This is a genomic window from Serratia sp. NCCP-200 (assembly GCF_059697885.1).
In genome coordinates this window covers 897,520-908,874 of sequence record NZ_BAAKUJ010000003.1, presented here as the reverse complement: position 1 = coordinate 908,874, position 11,355 = coordinate 897,520, and the positions used below count along the sequence as shown (strand labels likewise).

Sequence of the window (11,355 nt, the reverse complement as noted above, 5' to 3'; positions counted from 1 at the left end):
TTTTTATGGCAGGTCATAGTAAATGGGCCAACACCAAACACCGCAAAGCTGCACAAGATTCCAAACGCGGTAAGATTTTCACCAAAATTATTCGTGAGCTGGTGACTGCCGCCAAATTGGGCGGCGGCGATCCGGGTTCGAACCCGCGTCTGCGTGCGGCTATTGATAAAGCGCTGTCCAACAACATGACGCGCGATACCCTGAACCGTGCTATCGCCCGTGGCGTAGGCGGCGATGATGATACCAATATGGAAACCATCATCTATGAAGGTTACGGCCCTGGCGGCACCGCGGTAATGATTGAGTGCCTGAGTGACAACCGTAACCGTACCGTGGCAGAAGTGCGCCATGCCTTCACCAAGTGTGGTGGCAACCTGGGTACCGACGGTTCCGTGGCCTATCTGTTCACCAAAAAAGGCGTGATCACCTATGCACCGGGCCTGGATGAAGACACGGTGATGGAAGCCGCATTGGAAGCGGGTGCTGAAGATATCCAGACCTATGACGACGGTGCCATTGACGTCTTCACCGCCTGGGAAAATCTGGGTGAAGTGAAAGACGCGTTGACCGCCGCTGGCTTTGAGGCAGACTCGGCCGAGGTTTCCATGATCCCGTCCACCAAAGCGGACATGGATGAGGAAACTGCACCTAAGTTGCTGCGCTTGATCGACATGCTGGAAGACTGTGACGACGTGCAGGAGGTTTACCATAACGGTGAGATCTCCGACGAGATCGCTGCAACGCTGTAATGCAGGTGAATGATGGCGTTGCCAACCGGCAACGCCAGGCAACAATCAATGCAGGGTGGTGGTAGCAATGGCGATCATACTGGGTATCGATCCCGGCTCGCGCGTCACCGGCTATGGCCTGATCCGCCAGCAGGGCCGCCAACTGACCTATGTTGCCAGCGGTTGTATTCGTACCGTGGTGGATGATATGCCAACGCGCCTGAAGCTGATTTATGCTGGCGTGAGCGAAATCATCACCCAGTTTCAACCGGACTTCTTCGCCATCGAACAGGTGTTTATGGCCAAGAACCCGGACTCGGCGCTGAAGCTGGGGCAAGCGAGGGGCGTGGCGATCGTTGCCGCCGTCAATCAAAACCTGGAAGTGTTTGAGTATGCGGCGCGCCAGGTGAAACAGACGGTGGTCGGTACCGGTGCGGCGGAAAAGTCTCAGGTGCAGCATATGGTTCGCTCACTGCTGAAGCTGTCTGCCAATCCACAGGCGGATGCCGCGGATGCGTTGGCTATCGCCATTACCCACTGCCATCTCAGCCAGAACGTGCTGCGTATGAGTGAAGGGCGGTTGAATCTGGCGCGCGGGCGTTTGCGTTAGCGGTCTGACAAAGTCTCAGCGGGTTACGTTACGTAGGGGCGCTGCATGCTGCGCCCACCGAGGCATGGCCATTTTGTTATCAATCGGAGGCTGGATATTCATCCAGCCTTTTTTATGGTATAAGCTGTATCAATACTGCGTGGCAGAGCGCCACGTACAGGGATCCATTCAGGAGGGGTAATGATAGGTCGTCTCAGAGGAATTATTCTGGAAAAGCAGCCACCGCTGGTGTTACTTGAAACCAATGGCGTCGGGTATGAAGTGCATATGCCGATGACCTGCTTTTACGAGCTGCCGGAGCTGGGGCAAGAGGCTATCGTGTTTACCCAATTCGTGGTGCGTGAAGATGCACAGCTGCTGTATGGGTTCAATGATAAACAAGAGCGTGCGCTGTTCCGTGAGCTGATTAAAGTGAACGGCGTGGGGCCAAAACTGGCGCTAGCGATCCTCTCCGGCATGTCTGCCCAGCAGTTTGTCAGCGCGGTGGAACGTGAAGAGATCACTACGTTGATCAAATTGCCAGGCGTGGGTAAGAAAACCGCCGAGCGTCTGGTCGTCGAAATGAAAGACCGCTTCAAAGGCCTGAACGGCGATCTGTTCAACAACAGCAGCGAAATCCCTCTGCCGGCCAGTGCGGCCAAAGCGGCGGAGATGGATATTGAAGCCGAAGCGGCCTCTGCACTGGTGGCCTTGGGCTATAAGCCGCAGGAAGCCAGCCGCATGGTCAGCAAGGTTGCCAAGCCGGGTGCGGATTGCGAGGCATTAATCCGCGAAGCATTACGTGCCGCACTGTAGGCCGGAAAGGGGTAGACCATGATTGAAGCCGACCGCCTGATCTCTGCCGAGCCGTTCAATGAAGAAGAGGTGCTGGATCGTGCGATCCGCCCCAAGCTGCTGACGGAGTACGTTGGCCAGCCGCACGTGCGTGAGCAGATGGAAATCTTTATTCAGGCTGCCAAACAGCGCGGCGATGCATTGGACCATCTGTTGATCTTCGGGCCGCCTGGATTGGGTAAAACCACCTTGGCCAATATCGTGGCCAATGAGATGGGCGTTAACCTGCGTACCACTTCTGGTCCGGTGCTGGAAAAGGCGGGGGATCTGGCGGCAATGCTGACCAACCTGGAGCCGCATGACGTCCTGTTTATCGACGAAATCCACCGTCTTTCGCCGGTAGTGGAAGAGATCCTGTATCCAGCGATGGAAGACTATCAGTTGGATATCATGATCGGTGAAGGTCCGGCTGCGCGTTCGATCAAGCTCGACCTGCCACCATTCACCCTGGTTGGAGCCACCACGCGGGCCGGTTCCTTGACCTCTCCATTACGCGATCGCTTTGGCATCGTGCAGCGTCTGGAGTTTTATCAGGTGGCCGATCTGGAGCATATCGTTTCCCGCAGTGCCAACTGCCTGGGGCTGGATCTGTCTACCGATGGAGCACATGAAGTAGCCCGTCGCGCCCGCGGTACGCCGCGTATTGCCAACCGCCTGCTACGCCGCGTGCGTGACTTTGCCGAAGTCCGTGCCAACGGGGTAATCAATGGCGAAGTGGCCATGAAGGCATTGGATATGTTGAACGTCGATGCGGAAGGTTTCGATTATATGGACCGCAAGCTGTTGTTGGCAATCATCGACAAGTTTACCGGTGGCCCGGTGGGGTTGGATAACCTGGCGGCGGCAATTGGCGAAGAGCGTGAAACGATAGAAGACGTGATAGAACCCTTCCTGATCCAACAGGGATTTATTCAGCGTACTCCGCGTGGCCGAATGGCGACCAATCATGCCTATAAGCACTTTGGTATCGAGCGGGAAGAGAAGTAGCAATCCAGGAGTTACGCCAGGGGAGACCCTGGCGTAATGAGATCAAGCCTGCTGCTTTTTCGACAGGCTCAGTACAAACAGCACCGCAGCGCTTAACACTACCGAGGGCCCAGCTGGCGTATCGTAAAACGCCGAGAAGGTTAGCCCACCGGTGACCGCAATTATCCCTATCAATACCGCATAACCGGCCATTTGTTCAGGAGTGCGGGCAAAACGCCGTGCGGTTGCGGCTGGGATAATCAGTAGCGACGTAATAATCAGCGCACCGACAAATTTCATGGCCAGCCCGATGGTCAAGGCGGTGACCAGCATTAAAATGGTGCGTGCTCGGGGCAGGTTCACGCCGTCGACATGAGCCATCTCCGGGCTGATGGTCATCGATAGCAGATCGCGCCATTGCCACCAGAGCACCAGTAGCACAATCACCACGCCAGTACCGATCATCCAGATATCGCCGATCGTCACCGACAGCAAATCCCCAAATAGATAAGCCATCAGATCTACGCGCACGTTGGACATCAGCGCGACCACCACCAGACCCAGCGAAAGCGCACTATGCGCCATAATGCCGAGCAGCGTATCGATCGATAACTGCGGGCGGCGCTCCAGCCAAACCAGCACCAGGGCTAACAGTAGCGTGACGGCAATCACGGCGTAAAACGGATTGACGTCCAGCAATAAGCCGAAGGCAACGCCAAGCAGCGATGCATGTGCCAGCGTATCGCCAAAGTATGACATCCGGCGCCAGACCACAAAGGAACCCAACGGGCCCGCCGCTGCAGCCAGCAGCACACCGGCCAGCCAGCCGGGCAATAACAGTTCAATCATGCCTCACGGCCCCCGGTTTTTTTCAGCACAATTCTGCCTTGCAGGTCGTGACGATGATTATGGTGATGGCGATAGATCGCCAACTGTTCAGCGCCCCGGTTACCGAACATAGCGATAAACTCCGGATGCATTGACACCACTTCCGGCGTGCCGGAGCAGCAGATGTGTTGGTTCAGGCACAGGACGTCGTCGGTTTTGGCCATCACCAGGTGCAGGTCATGGGAAACCATTAGCACCGCGCAGCCCAGCTCTTTGCGCAATTGGTCGATCAGGTCATATAACGCCAACTGGCCGTTAACGTCCACCCCTTGCGTGGGCTCATCCAGCACCAGCAACTGCGGTTGATTCAACAGCGCTCGTGCCAGCAACACCCGCTGGTTTTCGCCGCCGGACAGCTTTTGCATGGGCTGATCCAACAGGTGCGCGGCATGCACGCGTTTGAGCGCGGGCAAGATATCGGCCTTTTTCACCCCGGGTTTGAGCCGCATAAAGCGGTTGACGGTCAAGGGCAGGGTGGCATCGAGATGCAGCTTTTGCGGCACATAGCCAATGCGCAGCCCCGGCAGACGTTCCAGCGTGCCTTCCGTTGGGGCAATTAAGCCCAGCACTACGCGAACCAGCGTTGACTTGCCGGCTCCGTTAGGCCCGAGGAGCGTCAGAATACGACCCGGTTGCAGGTTAAGAGAGATATTTGTCAGTACCCGCCGGGTACCAAAAGAAACAGAGATATTTTTTAGCGTTGCCAGTGTAGACATATCGTGATTACATTTTGCAGAACTAACCGAATGTTATAATATCACGCTTCTTTACTGAAAACGACGGGATTACTGATGATGGTACAGAAAAATAAATGGCTGCAACGCACTCTGCTGGCGACGGCTTTGGTAATGGCTGGCAATGCGACGGCCGCCGTAGTGACCTCTATCCGCCCGCTGGGCTTTATCGCATCCGCTATCGCAGATGGGGTCACGCCTACCGAGATTTTATTACCGGACGGTGCCTCGCCCCACGACTTCGCCTTGCGCCCGTCGGACATTCAGCGGCTGCGTAGCGCCGACCTGGTACTGTGGGTAGGACCAGATATGGAGGCTTTTCTGACCAAGTCCTTGACGCAACTGCCCGCCAATAAGCAGTTGGCGATCGGTGAACTGCCTGCGGTACAGCCGCTGTTGATGAAAGGCGATGACGATCATGACCATGATCATGCAGCCGAAGCGCATAGTCATGCGGATGGAGACGATGGACATGACCATCATCACGGTGACTATAATATGCACGTTTGGCTGTCACCAGAGGTGGCAAAAGTGACCGCGATCGCGATTCACGACAGATTATTGGAACTTATGCCGCAAAAGAAGGACAAATTAGACGCAAACCTGCGCCAGTTCGAGGATCAGCTAGCGCAAACTGATAAAAATCTTGTTAAGATGCTAACGCCTGTGCAAGGTAAGGGATATTTTGTTTTTCATGACGCTTATGGCTACTTTGAAAAACACTTCGGCTTGAGCCCATTGGGCCATTTTACCGTTAACCCCGAAATTCAACCTGGCGCACAGCGTTTACACCAAATTCGAACACAGTTGGTTGAGCAGAAAGCAGTCTGCGTTTTTGCTGAGCCACAATTCAGACCGGCCGTAATTAATGCCGTTGCCAAGGGTACCAATGTGCGTTCTGGAACGCTGGACCCGCTGGGCACCGGCATCGCACTGGGGAAAGACAGCTACGGGAACTTCCTGACAGCGCTGTCCAACCAGTACGTGAGCTGCCTGAAGTAAAGATTATGAGGATATTATTGAGTGCAGAAGATAGTCCGAACTATCACTCTGGCGTATAACAACCTGCCTCGGCCCCATCGCGTAATGCTAGGGTCGTTGACAGTCGTTACGTTGGCCGTCGCTGTTTGGCGGCCTTCCGTTTATCACCCAGAACATAACCCTATCGTTAAAAGCGTCGAGTTGGAAGCCAACCAGTTAAGGGCATTGCAGCCCGAAGCCAGTGAACCTATTGATGCCGACCAACCTACCCCCGATGATGACATCCCTGAGGATGAGCTGGACCAGAAGGTCGCCGGAGAGGAAGGTGTGCATGAATATGTGGTTTCGACCGGTGACACGCTCGGCAGTATTCTGACTCAGTACGGCATCGAAATGTCGGATGTTTCGCTGCTGGCTTCGCAGAACCGCGATTTGCGTAACCTGAAAATCGGCCAGCAACTCTCCTGGACGCTTACCGAAGATGGCGATCTCAAGCGCCTGACCTGGGAAGTTTCACGCCGTGAAACCCGCACCTATGACCGTGTGGGCAATTCCTTCAAAGAAACCAAGGAAACCCAAAAGGGTGAATGGCGCAACAGCGTGCTGACCGGCAAGCTGAACGGCAGCTTTGTCAGCAGCGCCTCGGCGGCTGGCCTGAGCCGAGCCGAGATCAATGCGGTGATCAAAGCCCTGCAATGGCAGCTTGATTTTCGCAAGCTGCGCAAAGGCGATCAGTTCGCGGTGTTGATGTCGCGTGAAGAGTTTGACGGCAAGAGCGAGCAAAGCCAACTGTTGGGCGTGCGTATGCGCAGCAGCGGCAAAGACTACTTCGCCATCCGCGCCGATGACGGCAAGTTCTACGATCGTCAGGGTTCCGGGTTGGCGCGTGGCTTTATGCGTTTCCCGACCATGAAACAGTTCCGCATTTCTTCCAACTTTAATCCACGCCGCGTAAATCCGGTGACCGGGCGCATTGCACCGCATAAAGGCGTCGACTTCGCCATGCCGGTCGGCACGCCAGTGTTGGCGGTGGGTGACGGTGAAGTGGTGATAGCCAAGCGCAGTGGCGCGGCAGGTAACTATGTGGCGATCCGCCATGGCCGCCAATACACCACGCGCTATATGCACTTGAAAAAGCTGTTGGTCAAGCCAGGGCAGAAGGTGAAACGTGGCGATCGCATTGCGCTTTCCGGTAACACCGGCCGCTCTACCGGCCCACATTTGCATTATGAAATGTGGACTAACCAGCAAGCGGTTAACCCATTGACGGCTAAGTTGCCTCGCTCGGAAGGGCTGATGGGTAAAGATCGCAGCGATTACCTGGCACAGGTGAAGGAAGTGGTGCCACAGCTGCAGCTGGATTAACCGTCGCTATCCCTTATGATTTCCCATCGGCCTGATTTCGGGCCGATGTTTTTATTAGTGCCTGCTCGAGATAACGATAGCTGCATTTTGTCAGTGAACGGTGATGGTTTTAACCTGGCTCACCCGCCTGACTGCAACTAGGTATATAGTTTATATCTTCCGAGCAGGTGCGTTGAATAAAGAGCAGCTCATGCAAAACGAGAAGAAATCGAACGTAGAGTTCATCCCACAATTTGATAAAGCCTTCTATCATCCGCGCTACTGGGGCGTTTGGTTGGGAACCGGGCTGATGGCCGGTATTTCTCTGGTCCCTGCTCGAATGCGAGACCCATTACTGGGTGCGATTGGTAAACTGGCTGGCAAGGTTGCGAAAGGGGCACGACGCCGCGCCCGTATCAATCTGCTTTATTGCATGCCGGAGCTGTCAGAACAGCAACGCGAACAAATTATCGATGAGATGTTTGCCACCGCGCCACAATCGATGATCCTGATGGCGGAACTGGCCTGTACCAAACCGGAGAAAGTACTCAAGCGCGTGCGTTGGCACGGTGAAGACGTGCTGGATAAAATCCGTGAGGAAGGGCGCAACGTGATTTTCCTGGTGCCGCACGGCTGGGCCGTTGATGTGCCAGCGATGCTGATGGCTGCGCGCGGGCAACCCATGGCAGCGATGTTCCATAACCAGAGCAACCCACTGGTCGACTATCTGTGGAATAGCGTGCGCCGCAAGTTTGGTGGCCGTATGCATGCCCGCAACGATGGCATCAAGCCTTTTATCAGTTCGGTGCGCCATGGTTATTGGGGCTATTATCTGCCTGACCAGGATCACGGTGCCGAGCACAGTGAATTCGTGGATTTCTTTGCGACCTATAAAGCCACATTGCCTGCGGTCGGCCGCTTGATGAAAGTCTGCAAAGCGGCGATCGTGCCGCTATTCCCGGTATATAATGGTAAAACCAGCATGCTGGACATTTATATCCGTGAGCCGATGGATGATCTGGCCGAAGCCGACGATGTTCACATTGCGCGCCGCATGAACGAAGAAGTGGAAAACCTGGTGGGCCCTAATCCAGAGCAATATACCTGGATTTTGAAACTGCTGAAAACGCGCAAGGAAGGTGAGATTGAACCTTACTCGCGGGACGATTTATATCGTTAACGTAGCTTATCAACTCTCTACCGGGCGTTACACTCTGCTAAATAAGCGCAGTATGCGGCGCCCCTACGCTCTAATCTGTTCGTTTCCTACAAATTCAGCAGCTTTTGGCAAACTGTAACGACGGGCTATAACCTGTCCTTTTGGTTTGTAGGAGAAGGGTGCTCCTAAGATCTACACGCCAACAACCAACGGGCGGGAGTAGGCCCCCGCCGTTGGGTTGCCTTACCGTTCGGATTCGTAGGCCAAAATGGCCGCAACCTCCGTGTTGCCCGATCGAATACGCAGCTCACAAAGTTTGCTGCGCGTTAGCCATACCAGCAAAATAACGGTGGTACAGATAACGACCAGTTTAACGATGTTTCCTTTATTCAACATTGTGTTTCCTTCTCCTTGCCTCTCGGCAGGTAAGAAGCTAACCTAACGTTGTCTGGCGTTAGAGTTGGCCTCGGGTTGATGTTATCGACTCGGGGCTTTTCTCTTTGTATCCATCACTTTGGCATTTGGCTCCAGATACAAAGATCCAGAGCACCCACGCGTAGTATATTCATCACACCCGTCTGGCTCGTGTCTGTTTTATTCCCAAATACCAACTCTGTGCAGCGTTACACAATGCTCTGCAACGGCCTGAAAAACCCACAGTTCACCGTTGCAGATTTTAGTCAGGCAATTAGCAATGAACCATACAGCCCTGCTGGATCAGCGGTTCAAGCACCGCTGGATAATGGTCGAAGTCATTCCAACGCAGGTCCAGTCGCCGCAGATTTTTCATCTGCGCCATGCTTGCCGGTAATGTGCTTAATCGATTGGCACGTAAATCCAATGAGGCCAGTGAACTTAACGCACCCAAATTCTCTGGCAATTGGGTTAACTGATTAAAACGTAAATTAAGCGTAGTCAGCTTAGGTAATTGGCAAAATTGATCGGGTAAGTACGCAATGGCGTTATTTTCCAAATCCATCACCTGTAACTCCGACAGTTGAGCGATCTCGCTGGGCAGGGTAGTGAGACGGTTTTTCATCAGGTGTAATTCACGCAACTGGCTCAACAAACCGATCTCAGAGGGTAATGCGGTGATGGCGTTATTGTAGAGACGCAACTCTTGTAGCGCCGCCATGGCGCACAGCGCCGTGGGGAGTTCCACTAGCTGATTATCCGTCAGATTCAGATAACACAACGCTTGCAACTGGCGCAGCGAATCGGGTAGCTGGCTGAAGCCGTTATCACTTAAATACAGATACTTTAATTCACGCAATTCCCCGATTTCGGCGGGAATTGATGCTGCCTGGTTGTGACCAAAATCGAACATTTGCAACTGGCGGAGCAAACCGATTTCCGTCGGCAGTTCGGCAATTTGGTTGCAGGAAATGTTGAGCACTTTCAGGTTACGATGGTGAAAAATCTGCTCGGGGAAGCGGGGCAGGCAATTATTGTACAGGCTGATTTTTTGCAGGGAGGTGCCGCTGAGATCTTCACTATCCAGATTGGCCAATTGCCGTCCATCAAGATCCAGCGAGCCACGAGTATATTGCTGATGATGTTGATGCAGCATGAAGAGGTTCCCCAAATAGCAATAAAAAAGCCAGTCAGCGTAAACCGACCGGCCTTAACATTAAATGCGCGGTAATCAGTCTACGCGCAGGATGCGGCTGGTATTGGTGGTACCCACGGTGCTCATAACGTCACCTTGGGTAACCAGCACCAGATCGCCAGACACCAGGTAACCTTTATCACGCAGACGGGCGATAGCGTCATTAGCGGCGGCAACGCCATCGCTGTGGCTGCCAAAGTAGACCGGGGTGACACCGCGATACAGCGCCGTCAGGTTCAGCGTGTGCTCATGGCGAGACATGGCGAAGATCGGCAAGCCGGAGCTGATACGTGACATCATCAGCGCGGTGCGGCCAGATTCGGTCATGGCGATGATGGCGGTAACCCCTTTAAGATGGTTAGCGGCATACATGGTCGACATGGCGATGGCTTCTTCGATATTGTCGAACTGCACGTCCAGACGGTGCTTGGATACGTTGATGCTTGGGATTTTTTCTGCACCCAGGCAAACACGCGCCATGGCGGCTACCGTTTCGGCTGGATACTGGCCCGCAGCGGTTTCGGCAGACAGCATGACCGCATCGGTACCATCCAGCACGGCGTTCGCCACGTCCATCACTTCGGCGCGGGTCGGCATCGGATTGGTGATCATCGATTCCATCATCTGCGTGGCGGTGATCACTGCACGGTTCAGCGTACGGGCGCGACGGATCAGTTTCTTCTGGATACCCACCAGCTCCGGGTCGCCGATTTCGACGCCCAGATCGCCACGGGCAACCATGACCACGTCGGAGGCCAGGATGATATCATCCATCGCTTCGTCGCTGCATACGGCTTCGGCACGTTCAACTTTTGACACGATTTTGGCGTTGCAGCCAGCGTCACGTGCCAAGCGGCGAGCATAGTTTAGGTCTTCGCCGGTGCGCGGGAAGGAGACGGCCAGATAGTCGACGCCAATTTTGGCGGCGATCAGGATATCGGCTTTGTCTTTCTCGGTCAGGGCTTCGGCAGAGAGGCCACCACCCAGTTTGTTGATGCCTTTATTGTTCGACAGCGGGCCACCGACGGTGACTTCGGTGAACACTTTCATGCCCTGAACTTCCAGCACTTTCAGCTGTACGCGGCCATCGTCCAGCAGCAGCACATCGCCAGGCACCACGTCCGCAGGCAGGCCTTTATAGTCGATACCGACTTTTTCTTTATCGCCTTCACCCTTGGTCAGGTTGGCATCGAGCAGGAATTTGTCGCCGATGTTAAGGAAAATTTTGCCTTCCTTAAAGGTGGAAACGCGGATTTTTGGCCCCTGAAGATCGCCCAGGATAGCGACATGACGCCCCAGCTTGGCCGCAATCTCACGCACTTTATCTGCCCGTGCCTGATGGTCTTCTGCATTGCCGTGGGAAAAATTAAGCCGAACTACGTTCGCACCAGCAGCAATAATCTTTTCCAGATTATTGTCGCGGTCGGTAGCCGGACCCAGTGTGGTAACGATTTTGGTTCTTCTGAGCCGTCTGGTCATGTATTACTCCGTTGACTTGTGAC

The 11,355-nt window shown here is 54.4% G+C and carries 12 protein-coding genes; 7 read left to right on the top strand and 5 right to left on the bottom strand.

All coding sequences use genetic code 11. The annotated features are described in order from the left end of the window. The first annotated feature begins 5 nt into the window (after positions 1-5). The 4 genes from AC6HVW_RS14325 to ruvB all read left to right on the top strand — a co-directional run bounded on the left by AC6HVW_RS14325 (position 6) and on the right by ruvB (position 3,159). Positions 6-749 (top strand): YebC/PmpR family DNA-binding transcriptional regulator, encoded by a 744-nt coding sequence (locus tag AC6HVW_RS14325; RefSeq protein ID WP_071683364.1) that lies wholly within the window; start codon positions 6-8, stop codon positions 747-749. 67 nt (positions 750-816) lie between these two features. Next, positions 817-1,338 carry a crossover junction endodeoxyribonuclease RuvC gene (gene ruvC / locus AC6HVW_RS14320; RefSeq protein ID WP_021181146.1) on the top strand — a complete coding sequence of 174 codons (522 nt, stop codon included), beginning with the start codon at positions 817-819 and terminating at the stop codon, positions 1,336-1,338. A gap of 180 nt (positions 1,339-1,518) precedes the next feature. Then, on the top strand, positions 1,519-2,133 hold the full coding sequence (ruvA, locus tag AC6HVW_RS14315) for a Holliday junction branch migration protein RuvA (RefSeq protein ID WP_021806658.1): 615 nt from the start codon (positions 1,519-1,521) through the stop codon (positions 2,131-2,133). 18 nt (positions 2,134-2,151) lie between these two features. Then, positions 2,152-3,159 carry a Holliday junction branch migration DNA helicase RuvB gene (gene ruvB, locus AC6HVW_RS14310; protein WP_071683365.1) on the top strand — a complete coding sequence of 336 codons (1,008 nt, stop codon included), beginning with the start codon at positions 2,152-2,154 and terminating at the stop codon, positions 3,157-3,159. Positions 3,160-3,201: 42 nt separating this feature from the next. On the opposite strand, the gene znuB is transcribed toward ruvB, so the two are convergent. Together znuB and znuC are read right to left on the bottom strand one after the other, a co-directional pair. After that, entirely contained in the window at positions 3,202-3,987 is a 786-nt protein-coding gene (znuB, locus tag AC6HVW_RS14305; RefSeq protein ID WP_021181150.1) for a zinc ABC transporter permease subunit ZnuB, read from the bottom strand. After that, positions 3,984-4,742 (bottom strand): zinc ABC transporter ATP-binding protein ZnuC, encoded by a 759-nt coding sequence (znuC, locus tag AC6HVW_RS14300; protein WP_021181151.1) that lies wholly within the window; start codon positions 4,740-4,742, stop codon positions 3,984-3,986. The genes znuB and znuC overlap by 4 nt, the downstream gene beginning before the upstream one ends. Positions 4,743-4,820: 78 nt before the next feature. Between znuC and znuA the strand changes: the two genes are divergently transcribed. From znuA to lpxM, 3 genes are all read left to right on the top strand, one after another. Next, on the top strand, positions 4,821-5,762 hold the full coding sequence (gene znuA, locus AC6HVW_RS14295) for a zinc ABC transporter substrate-binding protein ZnuA (RefSeq protein WP_071683692.1): 942 nt from the start codon (positions 4,821-4,823) through the stop codon (positions 5,760-5,762). A 21-nt stretch (positions 5,763-5,783) separates the two neighbouring features. Then, entirely contained in the window at positions 5,784-7,106 is a 1,323-nt protein-coding gene (gene mepM / locus AC6HVW_RS14290) for a murein DD-endopeptidase MepM (RefSeq protein WP_037376005.1), read from the top strand. Positions 7,107-7,296: 190 nt separating this feature from the next. After that, the gene (lpxM, locus tag AC6HVW_RS14285; RefSeq protein WP_071683366.1) at positions 7,297-8,265 is read left to right on the top strand and encodes a lauroyl-Kdo(2)-lipid IV(A) myristoyltransferase; all 969 of its coding nucleotides are present in this window, start codon (positions 7,297-7,299) and stop codon (positions 8,263-8,265) included. Between the two features lie 222 nt (positions 8,266-8,487). On the opposite strand, the gene AC6HVW_RS14280 is transcribed toward lpxM, so the two are convergent. The 3 genes from AC6HVW_RS14280 to pyk form a co-directional block, all read right to left on the bottom strand. Continuing rightward, complete coding sequence (locus AC6HVW_RS14280) at positions 8,488-8,640, bottom strand: Hok/Gef family protein (protein ID WP_021181155.1); 153 nt, start codon at positions 8,638-8,640, stop codon at positions 8,488-8,490. A 292-nt stretch (positions 8,641-8,932) separates the two neighbouring features. After that, entirely contained in the window at positions 8,933-9,814 is an 882-nt protein-coding gene (locus AC6HVW_RS14275) for a leucine-rich repeat domain-containing protein (protein ID WP_071683367.1), read from the bottom strand. 75 nt (positions 9,815-9,889) lie between these two features. Beyond that, positions 9,890-11,332: a pyruvate kinase gene (pyk, locus tag AC6HVW_RS14270; RefSeq protein WP_021181157.1), complete on the bottom strand. Its 1,443-nt coding sequence runs from the start codon at positions 11,330-11,332 to the stop codon at positions 9,890-9,892. Positions 11,333-11,355 lie beyond the last annotated feature (23 nt).

Excerpts from the sequence above, each read along its gene's own strand:
- AC6HVW_RS14325 (WP_071683364.1), top strand. The coding sequence starts at position 6 with ATGGCAGGTCATAGTAAATGGGCCAACACCAAACACCGCAAAGCTGCA.
- ruvC (WP_021181146.1), top strand. The coding sequence starts at position 817 with ATGGCGATCATACTGGGTATCGATCCCGGCTCGCGCGTCACCGGCTAT.
- ruvA (WP_021806658.1), top strand. The coding sequence starts at position 1,519 with ATGATAGGTCGTCTCAGAGGAATTATTCTGGAAAAGCAGCCACCGCTG.
- ruvB (WP_071683365.1), top strand. The coding sequence starts at position 2,152 with ATGATTGAAGCCGACCGCCTGATCTCTGCCGAGCCGTTCAATGAAGAA.
- znuB (WP_021181150.1), bottom strand. The coding sequence starts at position 3,987 with ATGATTGAACTGTTATTGCCCGGCTGGCTGGCCGGTGTGCTGCTGGCT.
- znuC (WP_021181151.1), bottom strand. The coding sequence starts at position 4,742 with ATGTCTACACTGGCAACGCTAAAAAATATCTCTGTTTCTTTTGGTACC.
- znuA (WP_071683692.1), top strand. The coding sequence starts at position 4,821 with ATGGTACAGAAAAATAAATGGCTGCAACGCACTCTGCTGGCGACGGCT.
- lpxM (WP_071683366.1), top strand. The coding sequence starts at position 7,297 with ATGCAAAACGAGAAGAAATCGAACGTAGAGTTCATCCCACAATTTGAT.
- AC6HVW_RS14280 (WP_021181155.1), bottom strand. The coding sequence starts at position 8,640 with ATGTTGAATAAAGGAAACATCGTTAAACTGGTCGTTATCTGTACCACC.
- AC6HVW_RS14275 (WP_071683367.1), bottom strand. The coding sequence starts at position 9,814 with ATGCTGCATCAACATCATCAGCAATATACTCGTGGCTCGCTGGATCTT.
- pyk (WP_021181157.1), bottom strand. The coding sequence starts at position 11,332 with ATGACCAGACGGCTCAGAAGAACCAAAATCGTTACCACACTGGGTCCG.